Source organism: Elusimicrobiota bacterium, from assembly GCA_026388095.1.
Taxonomy (GTDB): domain Bacteria; phylum Elusimicrobiota; class Elusimicrobia; order UBA1565; family UBA9628; genus UBA9628.
In genome coordinates this window covers 1-16999 of sequence record JAPLKL010000020.1, presented here as the reverse complement: position 1 = coordinate 16999, position 16999 = coordinate 1, and the positions used below count along the sequence as shown (strand labels likewise).

Below are 16999 nucleotides of genomic sequence, written 5' to 3'. Positions count from 1 at the left end.
GTGCTTCTAAATCTCCGAGCCGCGGGGCAGGTCGCCCCACCCCGCGGCCGGGGTCGCTTCACGGATCCCGGGGTCAGGCCGCCGGGACGTAGTCCAGGTACAGCGCCTGCGCCGGGCGGTAGAACTTGGAGCCCGAGAACTGCCCCACCGCCACGCCGTTGAACTTGTAGTTGTCGCCCGTGTTGGGGGCGAGGATCATCAGGTCCACCGGGATGTTCATGCTGACCGTCTCCCCGTCGTTGCGGTAGAGGATGTAGCGGTTCGCGCCGGCCACGCTGACGTAGCCCGCGTTGACTGCCTGATCGCAGTAGGGCAGCCCGATGATCTTGAAGCTCTGGTCGAGGGTGGCCATCTTGAAGGCCTTCTCCAGGTACTCCCGGATGGAGATGTTTGGGAAGTCCTTGGACCACGGCCGGTCGAGGCCGAGCCAGTCCTCCATGGGGATCGCCAGGGTGTTGGCCATGGCGTTGTTGCCGGGCTGCGCGGTCCTGTTGCTGTTCTCGTAGAACAGCGCCAGGATGGAGGAGACCAGGGTCTGCAGCTGCGTGGTCGTCATGTCCTTGATCATGCAGGGCATGAAGTCGGAGACCACGTTGACGTCCGAGCTGGTGAGCAGCCCCTCGAAGTTGTCCGGGTCGCTTAGGCGGCCCAGGAAGGCGATCTTCTGGATGCCGAGATCCCAGAACTCCTTGGTGCCCTTGATCTTGCTCTCGACCGGGTCCCAGTTGAGGGACGCCATCGCCTGGTTGACCTCGGGGATGGTGTACTCGTAGCCCACGTTGACCGTCGCGATCGCGACGGAGACGGGGGCGGTCTTCGCGCCGACCTGCGGGATGCCGATCGCGCCCTCGGCCGTGCCCACGATCGCGGACTCGAAGTCTCCGGCGACCGTGAAGACGCGGTTGGTCTTGATCTCGCCCATCCACGCGCCCTCGCCGACGTTGACGCCCATGAACTCGGAGGGCTTGATCTTCATGAACTTCTGCTCCATGACCTTGGCCCGGATGAGGGTCGTGGTCTGGGTCTGGAACTTGAAGCCCGTGGACGCGGGGTCCACGTCCCCGTTGGCGTTGAAGGCGATCTGCAGCCCGGGCTGGTACTGGATGGGATTGGCCTTGATGGCGGCCACGGCGTTTTCGAGCATCTTGCGGGTGAACATGTTTTCTATGTCTCCTTGCTTAAGGTCGCTCGAAACGCTAGGCGACCGGGTTGGTGATGAGGACGCGGAAGAGCTCTCCCGCGACCCCCGGGTCGAACGTGATGCCGCGCTGCTTGCCGGTGTCGACGGCTTGCATGCTGCCGTCCGCGTTGCACTCCACCTTGGCCTGCGGGGCCAGGGTGGTCTTGGCCGTCAGGTAGACGATGCTGCCCACGGAACCGACGGACACCGGCTCGCCCTTGGCGAAGGTGTCCTCCTTCGAGGTCCCGAGCAGGGCGCCCTCGGAGTCCTCGGAGGCGCTGGCCTCCAGGTACTGCGGGAGGCCGCCGACCTGCGCGGGGTCGCGCTTGACGAACGCGCCGGCCTTGAGGGCCGTGGCCTGGTTCTGGCTGATCTGTCCGGAGATGACCAGCCCGCGGTTCGGGATGTTGAGGTCCAACTGACCCAAGACCGGAGCCAGGGCCTGCTGATTGAGGTTGAGCATTGTTCGACTCCTTGCGTTAAGATGCCCGGGCTAGGCCAGGGGTCCGGCTGTGCGGCTAATAGCGTTCCTTCCCGAGCTTGAGGCGGTCTTCCCGGGAGAGCGGCATGGCGAACTCCGGGAGCTGCTGCGTCTGCCGCGCCCTCTCCAGCGCGTTGAAGGCTTCCTTGGCCGCGGCGTCCGCGGCGGCCTTGTCGGCCGCGACCTTCGCGGCGTTCTCGGCCTGCACGCGGGCGGCTTCGTCCGAAGCGTTCTTCGCGGCGATGCGGGCGGTCTCCGCGGCGGCGGCATCGGCCGCGTTCTTGGCGACCAGCGCGGCGGCCGCGTCGTTCTCGGCCTTCTTCTTGTCCGCGGCCTCCTTGTCTTCCTTCGCCTTCTTCTCTTTGGCCGCGGTCTCCTCGGCGTTCTTGGCCGCCAGCTTGTCGGCCTCGTCCTTCTCCTTGGCCTTCTTGGCGTCCTCAGTCTCGGCCTCGTTGAGGAACATCTTCACTTCCGCGCGCGGCAGGCAGTTGAGCACGGCCTTGATGAGCGGGTTCATTTTCGGTTTCTCCAGGGAGTTGAGGACTTGTATGGTCGCGCCCTTGTAGCGCGGGTTCGGCGTGACGATGAAGTGGTTGTACTCGGTGCGCTTGATGACGCCGTCGTAGGGCAGCTGGTGGTGCAGGCCTGGCGTCCAGTCGATGTCGTCGATGTAGTAGCCGCAGGAAAACTCATAGCCCTCGCGGCAGTGCCGGAGCGTCTCCTCGTCCCAGACCAGGCCCTCCAGCGTCTCCCAGGCCGAGTCGGGGTTGAAGAACGCCCGCGTGGCGATCCCGTCGGCCTTGCCCTGCTTGAACCAGTCGGGGTCGGCCTCGGCGTGCGGAGCGTCCACGATCGGCTTGCCCTCGGCGGTCGCGCGCATGGCGTCGATGACCGCCTTGGTGAGCAGGACCGTGGCGCCCTTGCTCTTGGTGAGCGGGTTGTCCCAATCGGCGTAGTGGACCAGGCCGGGCTCCAGGATCTTCCCCTCGATGCGCCGCGGCCAGGTCGCGCCGTCGTTCAGGGCGATCCGGTGGCCGGCGGGGAGTCTCTGGGCGGCAGGGGAGGCGAGCAGGCGGGAGACGGCGTCCTTGGTGGGCTCAGCGATGAGGAGCTTGCTCATCACGCCCGCCGCCTGAAAAGAGATTCCCCCGCGCGCTCCGCGCAGGGGAATGGTCCGCGATTGCTTAGGCCGCAGAGCTGGTTGAAGCGGTCCATGGTTTCATGGCCGCGGCCTAAGCACTATCAGTCTATCAGGGGGATGGTCTTTGGGGAAGTGCAGAATTTGGCATAATTTGGCAACTTCGCTTTCTCCGTCGGAGCGCGTGGTAGACCATCCACTGATTCGTCAGATTCAGACGCCGGCATATCTGCTTGGGCGGGACGCCCTTCACCCACATCGCCAGTATCTTCTCGTCTCGGATAGCTGTGCTCGGTCGCACCATGAGGGTCACGCTGCGACTCCGGAGCGCGCGGGAGCCCTGACCCCGGACCGCGCGTCCTCGATCACCGTCTCGTCGATGCACCGGCATCCGTAGTCGCTGCCCGGGTTCCCGCGCCGGCCCGTGTGGACGTCCACGATGGGCGGGTGAGCGTAGAATTGCACCGTCCCGTCCAGCGCCCGGTGGTCGTGGCGCACCCGCGCGTCCTTCGACGTCCGCCACACGTAGCGCCCGCTGCCGATGTCGGCCGCGCGCCGTTCGCGGAACCGCGACATGAACAGCCGCGTCTCCTGCTCCGCCAGGAACTCGGCCTTGCGCGCCGTGACCCGGTAGCGACGGCGGATGAGTTCCACCAGAGCGTCCGAGCGGTATCCTTGCAGCGCGTTGGACTGCACGTCGCCGCGCAGTTGCACGATCATCTTTTGGGTGAAATCGTTGACCCAGAGCTCCATGTTGGCCGAGTACTCCTCGGCCATCTTGGCGCGCGACTCCGCGGTGAGGTCCGGCATCAACTCCAGCTTCTTGGCCGCCTGCTTCCAGCCGGCGTCGACGCGGTCCACGGTGAGCCGGGCGTCCACTCGCTCCCGGTCCGTGTAGGCCGCCAACTGGGCTTGTATCTCGTCCAGCTTGGTCACCAGTTGCTGGTGCATGGCTTCGGACCGGGCCCGGTAGTCCGCGGCCGCGATCTTGGCCCAGGTGGGCACCGCGGCGGGGTCCAGGCGGTAGACCTGGCGCCGGCGGTCGAAGTCCGCGCCCAGTCCCTTGCGCAGGGCCACCGCGATCTCGGCGTTGAACGATCCGCAGAACACGCCGTCCGCGTACATGACGCGCCCGGAGCGCAGCGCGGCGGTCAGGGCGTCCTCGGCCGCGGCGTTGGCCAGCAACTGCCGGCGGTTGACCGGGACGGTCTTGCAGACGATGTCCACTATCGGGTCGAAGACGACCCGCTTGAAGATCGCCAACAACTGCCGCTCCACGTCGCGAAAGTCCTCTGGGCGCAGGACCTGGCCGGGGAGTGTTTTCATGGTTCGAGCGCCACCGTTAATGTGTTTTTCCGGATTGGAATGGAATGGCGCAGGACGTCAGCATAAACCATTTTTAGCCCGGCGATATTCTCATCGCTGACGAAAGCCCTGCTTCTATGGTCTAGCATGAAGTAATAGCCTGCCAGGTGGAGAGCATCCTTCAATTTTTTCTGACAGGTCTGCCCGGCGCGCTTCTCCTTACGCGACGGATAGTAGCGGACTTTCCGATGCCCCTGCGATTCAGCGTCCCCCTTGGCGTGCAGCTGGAGGGCCCTGTTGAAAGCCCGACGATTTATGAGGCCGGCGAGTCTACGCACCCGCCGCTCAGCCTTGGTGCGCTTAACGACCTGGTAGGACTCCCTCATTGCGGGCCGGGCCCTGGCTCGAAGATTCCGCGGCCTAGCGTCTCCCGCGGATCGGTCTCGGTGCGCCGGCGACAGTCCAGCCACAGCGCGCCGTAGATGATGACCGTCAGGGTCCCGCAGGCGTAGCCCTCCAGGAAGTGCAGCAGCATCACGCCTTGTGCCCTCCCGGCAGGACCAGCCCGGGAGCCGGCGCCTTCTTGGGACTCAGCCCGCCGTGCGCGATGAACGCCCCGGCCTTGGCCAGCATCTTCAGCAGGCCGAGCTGCTCGCGCGTGCTGGCCTGGATATCCATCTGGCCGGTGCGCTGGTTGTACTGCACCGAGACGGCGAGGACGTCCGGGTCGACCGGCTGCTCCGTTACGTCAGTCCTGCACGTCGTCGCGTCGGCCTCCGGAGCGGCCGGCGTCGGCTTCTCCCTGTCCTTCTCCATCGGTTCCTCCCTGTTGGTCCATGAGCTCGGCGCCGGCGGGGAAGGGGTCGAGCTCGCCCTTCTCAGCCTTGGTCGCCACGGAAAGCAGCTGGTCCTTCGCGATGGCCTGGCCAACCTCGTGGCTGTCCACGACGCGGCGGTCGTACCATCCCTGCAGGCGCGTGTTCTTGCGGTCCTTGACTGTCTCCTCGTCCAGCGCGCTCATCTCGCGCAGCGGGTAGTAGTCGAAGGCGAGTTCGAGCCGCGCGCCCCAGACGACCTGGGCGTACATGTTCAGCACCTGCCGGCAGGCCGGCCGCAGCGGCTCGCGCACCGAGGAGACCACCATGGCGTTGTAGTTCTCCAGGTCGTCCTGCCCGGAGTTGGCCAGGCCGGAGCCCCCGGCCGTGGTGCCGAAGAGCTTGCTCATCGGCTGGCGCAAGTCGCAGCAGAGCTGGATGCGGTTCTCGCGCACCATCTCCGCCAGGCCGGAGAAGGTGACCTGCTTCTGCTCGAAGGAATCGTTCTTGTCGAGGACCACGGCGCGGTTGTAGTTCTTCAGCGCGTTCATGTTCTGCAGGCGCCGGAAGGTCCTGGCCTGGCCGTCCGGGCTCACGATCTGCGCGGCGAGGCCTTCGAGCAGGTAGACGTCGATCTTGGCATCCTCCAGCAGCTCGTAGATCACGTTCATGTTGCGCAGGAACGTGTTGAGCGAGGGGATCATGTGCTCCACCTCGCTCATGCCCCAGCCCTGGTAGAGGTTGCAGCGCGGCCAGGGGGCCTCCTCGCCGCAGATCGTCAGCACCCGGCTGGGGTCCATCTTGACGCCCCGGTAGGTGAAGTACCCTTCGATCGGGACACGCTGCGTCCCCCCAAGCTCCCAGCGGTTGGCCGCGTACATCCTGAAGTCCGCGCCCTTCTTGACGCGGTCGACGTCCAGGGGCACCAGGTGCCCGCCCTTGCCGTCCGGGCAGTTCATGACCAGTGCCCCGCCGCCGAAGAGGCGCGTCCACTTGGAGGCCTGCTTGATCCGGGAGATCGCTCCGTCCTCCTCCATGCGGTCCGTCAGGTCCTTGACGTCCTTGCCCGCCTCCCCGCTGGAAACGTTGAGCCCTTTCTTGAAGGCGTCGTCCACGGGCCCGCTGATGGCGGCGCGGATGAGGCCGCTCGATGCGTAGAGGTTGCCAAGTTCCGTGTAGTTGATGGTGATGGGCGCGAAGATCGTGTTCTGGAACATGGGGTTGAACGACGTCAGGTTCGACATCTCGACCCGGGCCATGTTGGCCAGGTCGCTGAGCCCGTTGTGCGCCTGCAGGCGCGTCAGGCTGGCCTGCAGCTCCAGGTTCTCGCGCTTGGTCTCCAGGGCGTTCTGCAGCAGGGCCACGTCGGAGCGCAGGGTCTCGTTGCGGGCGATGAGTTGCTTTCGGTTCGGGGGTCGGCTCATGGTCTCAGCTCCACATTCCAGAGGGGTTCTTCTTGTCGAGCCCCAGGAGGATGGCGTCCCGGACGTCGTCGTGGCTCGGGTAGTTGGTCGTAAGCTGGTCGAAGGCCAGGGTGCGCAGGTCCTGCCGGATGCGCGTGCTGATCCTCACCTTGCCGTTCTCGAAGTGGACGGACTTGCCGGTCAGGTTGGAGATCTTATCCGGGACGTGGTCGATCTCCTCGATCGGGTAGTTGGCGCAGACCGGGTCGCTGCGCAGAGCCTCGGGGAAGTCCATGAAGCCGGCGATGGCCTCCACCCGGATGCGGAGCTTCTCGCGGACCCACTCGGGCTGGGCCGCAGCGAACTCCCGGATCTTGGCCACGCGCTTGTTGAGGCTGAGTAACTCGTTGCCCAGGGCGTCGATGAACCACCAAGGGGCCATGCCCGCCGGCACGATTCGGAACATCATCGCGATCGCGGTGGGGTCGTTGGTGAGCTTCTTGCCGATGGAGGGGTCGCAGCAGAGCAGCGCGCGGTCGAGGACCTGGTTCTTGTCGAACACCACCTTGGCCGGGTCCAACTCCCAGTCCTTGAGCCAGGAGGCCTTGACGATCGCCGCGGTCTCGTCCCGGCGCGTCATCTGCAGCTCTCGGTCGAAGGCGATGGAACCCATGAAGATGCGGTCCTTCGCCAGCGACTCCTTGGAGTTGAGCTCCGGCCAGAGGGGGGTGCCGTCCGGCTTGAGGGCGGCGAACTGCCGGTAGAGGACGCCGGGCAGCTTGGACATCTGCCAGAGCACGTCACGGTCGCTGATGGGCGTGCCCTGCAGGTGGAAGGCGGTGTCCATGCCCTTCGCGCGCGCCGGGTAGAGCGAGCCCCAGAACCATCGGTTCTTGCGCTCCACGCCCTCCGGGTTCTCCAGGTCCTCCTCGTCGTATAGGTCGTCGATGACGATGTACTTGGGCCGGCGGTTGCGGTACTGCGTGCCGCGGATGCTCTGGCCGGCTCCCAGGGCCTGGAAGACGATCCCGCCGCGCGTGACGAAGATCTGGTCGGTCCACTTCTTGTCGCCGACCTGCTCGCCGTACATGTAGCGCAGCAGCTCGTTCTCCTCCAGCTCGGACTTGATGGCGGTGTTGACGGCGACGGCCTTGGCCCCGGTGGCCTGCACGTTGAGGTAGTAATCGTAGGACTCGGGCTCCTCGAGCGCCTGGAACATCGGGATGAGCGTGCACTTGATCGTGGTCTTGGAGTGCCCGCGCGGGGCCTCCGTGCTGGACGCCTCGGCGTGGCGGATATCCACGAAGTAGTCGTGGAGCTCATGGCAGAAGGGCATGAAGAACTTCTCCGGCATGGTGAGGGCGCCCCAGGCCAGGATGTCCTTGCGCGCGGCCGCCGCCTTGGCCGCCTCGGCGCGCTTCTCGATCGTGCTCTCCAGCAGGAGGTCCTTCCCCATCTGCGCGAGCAGGTTGGCGAGCTCGTGGCGGTTCTGCGGTGCCGGCTCGATCATAGCGGGCGGAAGCGCGGCGGTCGCAAGCATCACCCTGGGTCCTGGGACGGCGCCGGCATGGGCACGTTCTCCGGAGCCGGCAGCTGCTGCTTGAGCTTCTCGGACATCTCGATGAGCGTGGACCCCAGGACGGGGCGCAGCCCGAGGTTGGTCTTGCAGTGCGGGCAGCACTCCGGAATGAGACGCTTGATGACGTTGGCCACCTGGCTGACGAACTGCGTGACGATGACCGGGTCGAAGCCGTGGATGACGTGCTGCGTCTCCCGGTAGCCGAGCTTGGTCTTGCAGTAGAAGATGATCGCCCGCAGGGAGTCGGCGATGGGGTAGGTGCCGCTGATATCCCGGGCGATCCGCTTGAGGTTGTACTCGATGTCCGAGCTGCTCTTGGCCGCGCCCTCGCGGAACTCATCCTTGAGCCGGCGCTCCAGGGTTGGCTGGGAGATCTGCAGCGCCGCGGCGATCTCGGCCTGGGTGTGGCCCCAGCTCGCCAGTAGTTTCACCTGGAAGCGCATGAGGGGCGTGAGGTCTATGGGCTTTCCGGCGCGCTGCCGCGCCGCTTGCCGGCGTCCCAGCCTGGTCCTGCTCATAGGGGGCGCCTGCTCCGCGCGCTCGCACTCATCTTGGTTGGTTGGGGAGCCGGGCAGGACGCCAGAACTGGAGCGCACCCGTCGCCTGTCTGCGCCGAGGCCGGTGCGCCCGCTTGTGGTTTCACATAAGAGCGGCCCCGGCCGGGGGTGCAGCCCGGTCGGGGCTCTTGCTGCGGGTTCGTCATCATTGCCGCGTTGCCGCGGCTGGAGGTGCGCATGTGCTGGTATTTTAAACGCGACTCCCGTTCCTGTCCAGCTTTATCTGGTGTCATCCAGTGTCACCTTCGACGACAATAGATCAACATTGAGGTCCCGCGCCCAGCGGAAGAAAGTCCTCCGCGAGAACGGATAATGGCGCGTGCCCAGCTTCACCTTCCACAACTTCTGCAGACCCAGAATGGAGTACTTCGTCTCTGCGCCCATCTCCACCAGCTGGTTGTAGTCGGCCAGGACCTGCAGGCGGATGTGGATAGGGATGATGCGATGCTTGGCGCGCCTGCACATGCTCAGCTCCCCCTGGTCCTGACCCTGCGCCCGGCCTCCGCCATCGCCCGGTGGTGCGGGCACAGAAGCAGCCGGCCCACGCGCCGCAGGTTCGTGTGCTTGGAGCACGGCCGCAACTGGGTGTACGTGCTCGGCGGGCACCACGCCTCGCAGCGCCGGCTCACAGGTCCGCCAGCCTCACGTTGAGGTCCTGCACCGCCCGGTTGTGCATCCGGCCGAGCAGCCTGGATACCGGGTCGAGCTCGCGGCCCTCCGGCGCGGCGTCTAGGCGGCCGTCCACGGCCTCGATGACCTGCGTCACCGTGATGTCGCCGACTGGCCTGGCCAGCCGGTAGCCGCCCTTTGGGCCGCGGACCGGGGTGATGATGCTGTGCTTGGCCAGGCGCTGCAGGATCTTCGACATGTGCGCGGGCGAGCAGGGCACCAGGCGCGCCACCTCGTCGCAGCGCACGACGTCCCCGCTCGGCATCTTGAGCAGGGCCTTCATCCCGAGCTCGGCCGCCAGCGTTATCGCGATCATGTTCCTCATGCTGTTCCTCCTCGTGATAGTTTTATAGGACATCACCATCCGCGCCGCGGGCCCCGTGCTGGCAGCCCGCGGGCGAGTCGGTGGTCAGGCGGGTGTCGCCGCCGGCTCCGGCACCTTGCAGTGCCTGCAGACGTACTCGCGCTTGGGCGCTCCGTAGTCCTTGACCTCCATGGCCTTCTGGCAGGTGGGGCAGGGCGGGCGCTTCTGGTATTTGCCCGAGCGGTTGCCTGACGCCGCGGCCTTACGCACGGCAGGCTTCCGCTTGGTGGGCTTCTTGCCCGCCTCGCCGGCAGCAGGTCCCTCGGCCCGCCTCGCCGGCAGCAGGTCCGCCAGCTTGAGCGTGCAGGTCATGGGCGTGGACAGCTCGGCGCTCATGATGCGGTCGACCTCGGCCGGGAGGCTGGCCTTGAACTTGTCCAGGTCCTCGGACAGTTTCAGGACCTTTTCCAGCGTGCTGCTCTTGCCCTCCAGCTCGAGCAGCTCCACGCCGTAGGCTTCCACCTTCTTGGCCAGCGCCTCGGAGGTTTTCCTAACGTCGTCCATGTCGGAGCGGATGCCCTTGATGATCTCCGCCACGCCGGCCAGCGCGGACGCGACTACCGCCTGGATGGCCTCCTGCATCGCCGAGGGCCTGGTGCTGGCCCCCGACTCGTCTCCCTTCTTGACTCCGCGTTTCATGGGTTACTTTCCTCCCTTCGCGGCAGGTGGGGTGACCGGCTTCTTGGCCTGCTGCTCGCCCCACTTCTTGAGCGCCTCGGCCTTAGACTTCGACCTGACGCCGTCGACGTTGACGCCGAGCTTCTTGTATTTGGCGTCGTTGCCGTTCCACCCGATGCGGATGTGGAGCAGCACCAGGGTGTGGGCTTCGTCCTCGTTAGCCTCGCTCACCTCGACGCCCTTCATCACGCCCTCCACGATGTCCTCGTCCAGGTCCTGGACGGCCCGGTCGGCGAGCTCGCGCCAGTCCGCGAGCGTGGTCTTGAGCCCTTTGCCCTTCTCCGCCACCGCGGCGCAGACGGCCTTCTTCACGTACTCAGCGACGAACTGCGCCTTCGGGTCAGCGGGCTTGGGCGCTGAGCCCTGCGAGCTGCCCGCGGCCCCGCCGCCGGGGGAGGCCTTCCTGGGCCCGGTGTGGTCGACGATCTTGTCCGTCATCGTCCCGCCGATGAGGGACGGGTCCTTGACCACCAGGATGAGGCGCGCCTTGTCCCAGCGCTTGGAGTTGCCGTATGAGTTGTAGTTGTTCTCCCGCGGCAGCACTACGGCGTAGCCGAGCGTTCGCGGCCGCTTCTCCAGGAGCTTCTTGATGACGGCGTGGGACTGCTCCTCGGCCGAGACCATGGCGTTGCCGGGGAGGCCCTCGACCGAGCGCTTGTTGTAGTTGTGCTGCTTGCCGCGGCCGACGAAGTCGAGGGCCGGCCACTTCCTCTTGCCCTCGGCCTGCAGGTCGAGGTAGAACTGCTCAGTCTTCTTGTCGTAGCAGGCGCGGTTAAGGCAGCGGTGCTCGCTGGCTTCGTCGAACAGCATGGCCTGGGTCGCGTCGTTGTAGACGCAGGCCGTGCAGGCCACGGCGCTGGCGTAGGTCTTGTCCGTGCAGAACTGCGCGACGGCCAGGCGCGTTCCGACCTCGTTGTTGATCGCCAGCTGCAGCTCCTTCACGGTCGGCAGCCCGATCTCGACCTCTCGGTTGTCGAACTCGCCGTCATCCGTTCGGCCGTGCGCATACTCGGTCTTCGACGCGAGGGCCATCTTGACGATCTTCGCCAGCTTGTCCTTGGGGACGCGCAGGATCTGGTGCCCGTGAGCGGCGGACAGGGTGCCCTTTGCGATGGCCTCCTGGATCTCCTTGGGCAACTCCAGCAGCCGCAGGGACCGGGACACGGTCACAGCCGACTTGTGGGCCTTATCGGCCAGCGTGTCGACGGTGTAGTCACCCGCGTCGAGCAGGTTCTTGTACCCCTGCGCCTCCTCGATCGGGTTGAGGTCCTCGCGCTGCAGGTTCTCCGATGCCTGCATGGCCCTAGCCCGGATGTCGGTCATCTCGTAGGCGCGGACCGGGACTGTGGCCAGCCCCACGAGCTTCGCGGCCCTGAGCCTGCGCTCTCCGGCCCAGAGCACGTGCTCCTTGCCGACCAACTGGACGATCAGCGGGCTCATGACCGTGTTCTCCTTGATGTCGGCCGCGAGCTCCTGGAGGCCCTTCGGGTCGAACACCTTGCGCGGGTTACCGTTGGTCCGGATCTGCGCGACGGGCAGGTCCCCCGCGAATTTCAGCACCGGCGGCGGCGCCGGCTGGATCTTCGGCTTGTCTACGACTGCTCCCTTGTTCATGCACTCCTCCTTGGTCCGTCATACGCGCGCCCACACGCGACACTCGCGTGTGAATTCGCGCGATAATAATAGTGCGATAATAAACCTACTCGGGCGGGAGAGTGGACCGTGCCAACCGTGCCACACCGTGCCGCTAACCGTGCCGCCTGTTTGTTATTGTTTTTCCTAGATAAATAGATAAAATGGCACGGTGGCACGGTTTTTTTGAGGGAAAGCCCCATGCGCGCGCCCGAGTATATATACACATGCGCGCGCACATGCGTATGCCTCCCCAGGACCGTGCCAACCGTGCCATTTTGCGAATTGTTCATATCAGCGTTTCGGAATCCGTGGCACGGAAAGCGGCACGGTTTTCGGCACGGCACGGTTTTTCATCGGCGTTGTCACCAAAAGGGAAATTCGTGTCCGATTTGTCGTCATGCCACTCCAGCACCACCCCACGGCTCCGGACGCCCGCGAAGCGGTAGGGTTGGTCGGACGCGACCGACCCCGAGATCCGGCGCAGCAGCCGCGCCCAGCCCCGCGACCATGGGGTGCCGGCCAGGATGCGCTCCAGGGCCCCGTGGCTGACCGCCACGATGAAGCGGCACTCTCCGTCCAGCGTCCGGATGCCGTATCGGTTGAGCGTCGCTTCCGCGTCCGAGCCGGAGATCCCGTTGTCGTCCTGCGTCCGGTGCAGCGCCAGCGAGATGAGCTCCGCCAGGGTGCGGTCGACCGCGGCGGGGTGGGCCGGCACGCGCACCACGTGCTCCAGAATGCGGCTCAGGCATCGCTGCTCGTCCGGGGCGTCGTGGTCGGCCTTGTGCTCGGTCCAGTCCTGCTTCGCGAGCCAGGCGGCCGCGGCATCCGGGGTGATGGGTTCGTCCGAGTAGAGGGCGTAGGCCGCGCCGAGGAGCGCGCCGAGCTGGTCGCCCATGCGCCGGCTGCCGAGCTGCACCGAGCCGGCCGAGGCGAAGGTCTCCGCGTTCTGCCGGATGACGGGGATCATGCGGATGACGCGGGCGTGCAGGCCGTCTACGAACTCGCGGGTGACGACCTCGTTGCGCAGGGCGACGAGGCGCTTGAAGCGGTCCTCGTGGCCCTCATCGAGGTCCTTGTTGATGGTCAGGACCGTGACGCGGCTGACGTCGGCGTGCTGCTGCAGCATGACGCCGATCGACGAGAACAGAAAGCTGCTGCGGATGCGGTAGGCCTGGGCGGTGCCGCCGGTCGTGCCCTTGAGGATGCGGGCGTCCGTGTCGCTCGACGACTGCCGGGCCAGGGAGAGCACGTTCTGGATCTGCTGCTGCGCCTGCTGGTTCTCCCCCTCGATCTCGTCGAAGAGCACCGGCCGCGCGTCGCTGCGCAGCGTCTGCCGGATCCCGGCCTCGCTCGTGTTTGAGCTAGCGCGCAGGCTGATGTCGCCGATGATGGACCTGGCCACCTCGTTGACCACCCAGGTCTTCCCCGAGCAGGCCGACCCGGTGACCCAGAGGTGCGGCCGCCAGCGCAGCGCCCCGCAGACCGGGGCCAGGGCGATCCAGCCGGCCAGCAGGCGGCTGTTGATGGGCTTCTCCCAGGAGACGCCCTCCAGGAGTTCCACCAAGCGCCGCGCGTGGTCCGCGCAGAGCGGGGTGCCCGGGCGCACGTCCATTGCCGCGCCGGCCTCGTAGATGTAGCGCCCGGGACGGACGTCCTGTATCGGGATGACCTGGCTCTGCCCGCCGGCCGAGCGGACGATGCGGTCGCCGAGGTGCAACACGGCCGAGTCGGTCTCGTCGTCCCACCAGGCGCCGCGGCCGCGGATGCGGTCGGCGTCGTAGACGCCGGCCTCCTCCGCCTGCCGCATGAGGCGGTTGGCCGCCCAGTCGAAGTGGGGCTTCGCGTCGCCCGGGTAGGCGCGCTCCCAGTACTGCAGGGGCGCCAGGGCGTACAGGTTGAGCGGGGTGTGCTCCTTCGCGCGCAGCTCCACCACCTGCCGGGCTCCGATGGGCAGGTAGTAGTAGCAGCCCTGGTTGTAGCCCAGGACCTGGAAGGGCGCCGGGATCCCGCCGTAGGCGGCCCGGGCCGCGGGCGGGGTGGGCGGGTCGCTGGGGTCCGGGGCGCCGGCGGGGACCTGGCTTGACCTGGTCTCGTGACGGCCGTGGACCGCGTCTCGGGCCTGGACGCTGCGGAGGCACTTGTCGACCTGGTCGTCCGGGAAGGGCGGCCGGCAGCGGCCGGCCCAGAGCACCAGGGTGGCCCTGACTACGTCCGCGGGCATGCCTCGGCCCAGGAAGTAGCCGGCCAGGCGCGTGCAGGTATCGTCCCGGGATCCCTCAGAAACGCCCGCCAGGGCCACCGTGAGCCAGGTTGGGGCGTCGGCCGGCGCCGCGGCCGCGCGGGACCCTGCGGGAGATCCTGGGCCGCCGGCGGGGGTCCTGGAGATGGCATGGAAAGCGTGTATGAGGTCGATGAGCTTCTGGGGGGCTGTAGGGAGCTCCCCAAGCTCGCAGGGCTGAACCTGCCACTCGTAGAGGGACCCGGTGTCCTTATGGACGGAGGGCGGCGCCACGATGTAGCCTACGCCGCGGATGTCCACCTGCCAGACAGGCTTCTCGCCGCCCTTCCCGTCCGGCTTCATCTCTTTCGACTTCAGAAGGGCGGTCGAGTCTCCGATGTCCGGAGGGCAGGCCAGCAGGGCGTGGTAGCCGTTGGCCGTCTTGCTGCGGGGAGCGAACTGCGGGATATCCACGCCGACGCTCAGCAGGGCCTCCTCGGCTCCCGGGCCGTCCAGGTCGACCGCCATGGTCCCGCGGCCCATCAGCAGCCCGATGTTGCGCCGCTCGCCGCAGAACCACTGGGCCAGGTCGCCCACGGTTGGGGCCTGGGTCTGGTAGCGCTTGAGAGGGAAGTCCTTGATGGGGACCTTGGACCGGAAGGCGATGGGGAATGGCCGCAGGCCGAGCTCGAGGTAGCGCTTGGCCCAGGTGAACACGTCGTTCACGTGCTCGGCCGGTGGAGTCTCAGAATCGTTCGGGGTCGGTGTCGGTAGAGGGGTCGTCAAGATGGTTGTCCTTTGAGATTGGTGTGCTTCGGGTTGTCCCAAAAAGAAGAACGTGGGCCTGCTCCGGGGAATATACGATGCCGCCGCGACCGCCGGCGGCGAGCATGTGGTCGATGAAGTTCTGCTGCTCGGGGCGCACGCGAGCCGTGGGGCCCTTCGCCTCGAGGCCGACGAACTGGGCAATCCTCAGTCCCACCATCTCGGGGGTGATGGTCACGGTCATCCAGCCAACCAGGTCCGGGGATCCCTTGCAGAGGCCAGCCTGCAGCGGCCTCGGGTTGAGCAGGACAATCCGGTCTCGGTCGTGCGCAGCGACCTCCCCCACCCATCCGGTCCCGACGTTGTTGCGGAAGACCCTGACGCCGCCGGCAGCGCCGATGCGCAGCCGGATGAGCTGGACTAGGGGGGTCTCCTGGGATCCCATCAGCGCACCGTCCCGAAATAACCCGGCCTGGCCGCTATCTCGCTGGTCACCAGTTCCGCGGCTAGCAGCGGGAACTTCTGCTTCATGCGCAGTTCGAGCCGCCTGCGCCGGTAGGACTGCTTGCGTGCCAGGCTCCACGGAGGCCGGTGCTTCCCTTCTACGCTGCAGACCAGGCTCCAGCCTGATCCTGGACCGCCGAGTTCTTCGATCTTATCCTGGATCTCTTTAGGCGCGGTCATGGTGTCGGACACGACAGAAAGCACCATGCGCGGGAGCCCGCACGGCGGATCCGTGTACGGGTTTGCCCACTCTGCGGTCCAGGTCCTCACCGGTGGCTCCTCGCCATCTCGCGCTTTGCCCTGCAGCCCGGGCAGATCCGGCGGATGTCTCGGAGCAGCCTGACGTAGCCGCCGAGCACGCATGGGTCGGGATTCTCTAGGTAATATTCCTCGACGACGAGCCGGGTGACTGCCGAGCAGGCGGCCGAGTGCCGGCGCGTCGGGCGGGTCAGGATCTGGGGCATGGTTAGTTCTTGCTCGGCCAGCGTCCGCCGAATATCCGGGACAGGTTCACCACTGCCGCGGCCCACTCCCACGGCGGCAGCGGTCCGCGGTCCGGAGCCGGCGGGTAGATTACGGTCACAATGTCGGTTTTGAGCATGGCTCGGCCTCCACGTATTCGACATCACCGCGGATCACGTGGATGCGGCACACGTCGCGGTCCGGGTCGGTGTGCGTCGAGCACTGCCCGCAGATTGGCGCGTCGCAGGTCTTGCCAGGGCCGGCTGCAGTATTTGCAGGTACTCCCCTGGCCGCCGCGGCTGCACAGGAACCCTCCGGACTTACCGTCGGCGCTGCGCCACGGGGTGCAGGGGCTCACCGCGCGTCCTCAGTCATGGCGACCTCGAAGAGACCAAGGGCCCCCCGAACCGGGAATGGATTGATGGCTCGGATGTCTTTCAGGTCCCAGGCAAAACGCCCCGCCTCGCAGGCGCACATGGCGCGCTGCTCGTCCTCCGGGGTCATCGGTCGGCAGTTGACCAGGTCGGCGATTCCCACGGCCACGCCCGTCTCAATCTTGAACTGCTCCGAAACGGCGCACGAGTCGGAGTGGTCGTAGAACTCCATCGCCGCGTAGTCGATGCTCTTGCTGGCACAGATGAGCAGCGGGCCGCGGTACTTGGTGCTCCACGTGCGGGTCTCGATATCCTTGCGCTCTAGGGCCTTCCCGTTCTTGATTACCCAACGACCGCGGACTACCCAGACGGCCCAAGGCTGCTTGAGGCTGATGGCTTTCATGGTATTTTTGTGCAATGGTTGGCCAGCACGCAACCGGACTTGCCCTCCAGGAGCAGCATGGGCCTCTGGCAGCTCGGGATCCCGTTGGGCCAGATGTCGCGGACCTTCGCCACGTGCTGGAACTCGCTGTCAGCCAGGGTGCTCTTGTAGCCGACGCGATCCCCCACCCTGATGAACAATTCCGACTTCTTCATGGTCTCTCTCCCAGCCCGGGTCTACCTCCGCGCCCGGGCTCGCGGGCATCACTGGCGCTCAGGCGCCGGTGATGAGTTCCTCCTTCACGTACCTGAGCGCGTCGCCGTCCTGGCGCACGGCCTCCAGGCAGACCTCGGCCGTCTGCTCCTTCACGTACCTGAGCGCGTCGCCGTCCTGGCGCACGGCCTCCAGGCAGACCTCGGCCGTCTGCTCCTTCACGTACATGAGCGCGTCGCCGTCCTGGCGCACGGCCTCCAGGCAGACCTCGGCCGTC

General features: G+C 66.6%; 23 protein-coding genes. All 23 read right to left on the bottom strand.

The genetic code is table 11. The features are described 5' to 3' along the window. Positions 1 to 73: 73 nt before the first annotated feature. Positions 74 to 1159, bottom strand: a complete 1086-nt coding sequence (locus NTY77_05610) for a DUF2184 domain-containing protein (protein MCX5794950.1) — start codon at positions 1157 to 1159, stop codon at positions 74 to 76. Between the two features lie 37 nt (positions 1160 to 1196). Beyond that, positions 1197 to 1643, bottom strand: coding sequence for a hypothetical protein (locus NTY77_05605; GenBank protein ID MCX5794949.1), 447 nt, complete (start codon positions 1641 to 1643; stop codon positions 1197 to 1199). Positions 1644 to 1698: 55 nt separating this feature from the next. Further along, positions 1699 to 2781, bottom strand: coding sequence for a DUF2213 domain-containing protein (locus NTY77_05600; protein ID MCX5794948.1), 1083 nt, complete (start codon positions 2779 to 2781; stop codon positions 1699 to 1701). 327 nt (positions 2782 to 3108) lie between these two features. After that, a complete protein-coding gene (locus NTY77_05595; GenBank protein ID MCX5794947.1) occupies positions 3109 to 4125 on the bottom strand; it encodes a minor capsid protein in 1017 nt (338 codons plus the stop codon). Then, the gene (locus NTY77_05590) at positions 4122 to 4490 is read right to left on the bottom strand and encodes a hypothetical protein (protein ID MCX5794946.1); all 369 of its coding nucleotides are present in this window, start codon (positions 4488 to 4490) and stop codon (positions 4122 to 4124) included. Before NTY77_05590 ends, NTY77_05595 begins: the two co-directional genes overlap by 4 nt. Then, on the bottom strand, positions 4487 to 4639 hold the full coding sequence (locus tag NTY77_05585; GenBank protein ID MCX5794945.1) for a hypothetical protein: 153 nt from the start codon (positions 4637 to 4639) through the stop codon (positions 4487 to 4489). The genes NTY77_05590 and NTY77_05585 overlap by 4 nt, the downstream gene beginning before the upstream one ends. Then, on the bottom strand, positions 4639 to 4920 hold the full coding sequence (locus NTY77_05580; GenBank protein MCX5794944.1) for a hypothetical protein: 282 nt from the start codon (positions 4918 to 4920) through the stop codon (positions 4639 to 4641). Before NTY77_05580 ends, NTY77_05585 begins: the two co-directional genes overlap by 1 nt. Beyond that, complete coding sequence (locus tag NTY77_05575) at positions 4853 to 6343, bottom strand: DUF1073 domain-containing protein (protein ID MCX5794943.1); 1491 nt, start codon at positions 6341 to 6343, stop codon at positions 4853 to 4855. The genes NTY77_05580 and NTY77_05575 overlap by 68 nt, the downstream gene beginning before the upstream one ends. 4 nt (positions 6344 to 6347) lie before the next feature. Then, on the bottom strand, positions 6348 to 7832 hold the full coding sequence (locus tag NTY77_05570; protein ID MCX5794942.1) for a hypothetical protein: 1485 nt from the start codon (positions 7830 to 7832) through the stop codon (positions 6348 to 6350). Between the two features lie 29 nt (positions 7833 to 7861). After that, on the bottom strand, positions 7862 to 8419 hold the full coding sequence (locus NTY77_05565; GenBank protein ID MCX5794941.1) for a helix-turn-helix domain containing protein: 558 nt from the start codon (positions 8417 to 8419) through the stop codon (positions 7862 to 7864). Between the two features lie 258 nt (positions 8420 to 8677). Next, positions 8678 to 8923 (bottom strand): hypothetical protein, encoded by a 246-nt coding sequence (locus NTY77_05560; GenBank protein MCX5794940.1) that lies wholly within the window; start codon positions 8921 to 8923, stop codon positions 8678 to 8680. 2 nt (positions 8924 to 8925) lie between these two features. Then, entirely contained in the window at positions 8926 to 9087 is a 162-nt protein-coding gene (locus tag NTY77_05555; protein ID MCX5794939.1) for a hypothetical protein, read from the bottom strand. Continuing rightward, entirely contained in the window at positions 9084 to 9452 is a 369-nt protein-coding gene (locus NTY77_05550; GenBank protein ID MCX5794938.1) for an Rrf2 family transcriptional regulator, read from the bottom strand. Before NTY77_05550 ends, NTY77_05555 begins: the two co-directional genes overlap by 4 nt. An 84-nt stretch (positions 9453 to 9536) precedes the next feature. Then, positions 9537 to 10130: a hypothetical protein gene (locus tag NTY77_05545; GenBank protein MCX5794937.1), complete on the bottom strand. Its 594-nt coding sequence runs from the start codon at positions 10128 to 10130 to the stop codon at positions 9537 to 9539. Between the two features lie 3 nt (positions 10131 to 10133). Next, positions 10134 to 11783: a ParB/RepB/Spo0J family partition protein gene (locus NTY77_05540; protein MCX5794936.1), complete on the bottom strand. Its 1650-nt coding sequence runs from the start codon at positions 11781 to 11783 to the stop codon at positions 10134 to 10136. A gap of 307 nt (positions 11784 to 12090) precedes the next feature. After that, the gene (locus tag NTY77_05535; protein MCX5794935.1) at positions 12091 to 14748 is read right to left on the bottom strand and encodes a bifunctional DNA primase/polymerase; all 2658 of its coding nucleotides are present in this window, start codon (positions 14746 to 14748) and stop codon (positions 12091 to 12093) included. Positions 14749 to 14767: 19 nt separating this feature from the next. Next, a complete protein-coding gene (locus tag NTY77_05530; GenBank protein MCX5794934.1) occupies positions 14768 to 15232 on the bottom strand; it encodes a VRR-NUC domain-containing protein in 465 nt (154 codons plus the stop codon). After that, on the bottom strand, positions 15232 to 15471 hold the full coding sequence (locus tag NTY77_05525) for a hypothetical protein (GenBank protein MCX5794933.1): 240 nt from the start codon (positions 15469 to 15471) through the stop codon (positions 15232 to 15234). The genes NTY77_05530 and NTY77_05525 overlap by 1 nt, the downstream gene beginning before the upstream one ends. Positions 15472 to 15557: 86 nt before the next feature. Further along, the gene (locus tag NTY77_05520) at positions 15558 to 15755 is read right to left on the bottom strand and encodes a hypothetical protein (GenBank protein MCX5794932.1); all 198 of its coding nucleotides are present in this window, start codon (positions 15753 to 15755) and stop codon (positions 15558 to 15560) included. A gap of 2 nt (positions 15756 to 15757) precedes the next feature. Beyond that, a complete protein-coding gene (locus NTY77_05515) occupies positions 15758 to 15892 on the bottom strand; it encodes a hypothetical protein (GenBank protein ID MCX5794931.1) in 135 nt (44 codons plus the stop codon). 215 nt (positions 15893 to 16107) lie between these two features. Continuing rightward, entirely contained in the window at positions 16108 to 16530 is a 423-nt protein-coding gene (locus NTY77_05510; protein MCX5794930.1) for an ASCH domain-containing protein, read from the bottom strand. Beyond that, the gene (locus NTY77_05505) at positions 16527 to 16724 is read right to left on the bottom strand and encodes a hypothetical protein (GenBank protein MCX5794929.1); all 198 of its coding nucleotides are present in this window, start codon (positions 16722 to 16724) and stop codon (positions 16527 to 16529) included. The genes NTY77_05510 and NTY77_05505 overlap by 4 nt, the downstream gene beginning before the upstream one ends. Before the next feature lie 58 nt (positions 16725 to 16782). Beyond that, a partial coding sequence (locus NTY77_05500) for a DUF4116 domain-containing protein (protein MCX5794928.1) occupies positions 16783 to 16999 on the bottom strand: 217 nt, incomplete at its 5' end.

Coding starts and splice junctions, on each gene's coding strand:
- NTY77_05610 (MCX5794950.1), bottom strand. CDS start 1,159: ATGTTCACCCGCAAGATGCTCGAAAACGCCGTGGCCGCCATCAAGGCC.
- NTY77_05605 (MCX5794949.1), bottom strand. CDS start 1,643: ATGCTCAACCTCAATCAGCAGGCCCTGGCTCCGGTCTTGGGTCAGTTG.
- NTY77_05600 (MCX5794948.1), bottom strand. CDS start 2,781: ATGAGCAAGCTCCTCATCGCTGAGCCCACCAAGGACGCCGTCTCCCGC.
- NTY77_05595 (MCX5794947.1), bottom strand. CDS start 4,125: ATGAAAACACTCCCCGGCCAGGTCCTGCGCCCAGAGGACTTTCGCGAC.
- NTY77_05590 (MCX5794946.1), bottom strand. CDS start 4,490: ATGAGGGAGTCCTACCAGGTCGTTAAGCGCACCAAGGCTGAGCGGCGG.
- NTY77_05585 (MCX5794945.1), bottom strand. CDS start 4,639: ATGCTGCTGCACTTCCTGGAGGGCTACGCCTGCGGGACCCTGACGGTC.
- NTY77_05580 (MCX5794944.1), bottom strand. CDS start 4,920: ATGGAGAAGGACAGGGAGAAGCCGACGCCGGCCGCTCCGGAGGCCGAC.
- NTY77_05575 (MCX5794943.1), bottom strand. CDS start 6,343: ATGAGCCGACCCCCGAACCGAAAGCAACTCATCGCCCGCAACGAGACC.
- NTY77_05570 (MCX5794942.1), bottom strand. CDS start 7,832: ATGATCGAGCCGGCACCGCAGAACCGCCACGAGCTCGCCAACCTGCTC.
- NTY77_05565 (MCX5794941.1), bottom strand. CDS start 8,419: ATGAGCAGGACCAGGCTGGGACGCCGGCAAGCGGCGCGGCAGCGCGCC.
- NTY77_05560 (MCX5794940.1), bottom strand. CDS start 8,923: ATGTGCAGGCGCGCCAAGCATCGCATCATCCCTATCCACATCCGCCTG.
- NTY77_05550 (MCX5794938.1), bottom strand. CDS start 9,452: ATGAGGAACATGATCGCGATAACGCTGGCGGCCGAGCTCGGGATGAAG.
- NTY77_05545 (MCX5794937.1), bottom strand. CDS start 10,130: ATGAAACGCGGAGTCAAGAAGGGAGACGAGTCGGGGGCCAGCACCAGG.
- NTY77_05540 (MCX5794936.1), bottom strand. CDS start 11,783: ATGAACAAGGGAGCAGTCGTAGACAAGCCGAAGATCCAGCCGGCGCCG.
- NTY77_05530 (MCX5794934.1), bottom strand. CDS start 15,232: ATGGGATCCCAGGAGACCCCCCTAGTCCAGCTCATCCGGCTGCGCATC.
- NTY77_05525 (MCX5794933.1), bottom strand. CDS start 15,471: ATGACCGCGCCTAAAGAGATCCAGGATAAGATCGAAGAACTCGGCGGT.
- NTY77_05520 (MCX5794932.1), bottom strand. CDS start 15,755: ATGCCCCAGATCCTGACCCGCCCGACGCGCCGGCACTCGGCCGCCTGC.
- NTY77_05515 (MCX5794931.1), bottom strand. CDS start 15,892: ATGCTCAAAACCGACATTGTGACCGTAATCTACCCGCCGGCTCCGGAC.
- NTY77_05510 (MCX5794930.1), bottom strand. CDS start 16,530: ATGAAAGCCATCAGCCTCAAGCAGCCTTGGGCCGTCTGGGTAGTCCGC.
- NTY77_05505 (MCX5794929.1), bottom strand. CDS start 16,724: ATGAAGAAGTCGGAATTGTTCATCAGGGTGGGGGATCGCGTCGGCTAC.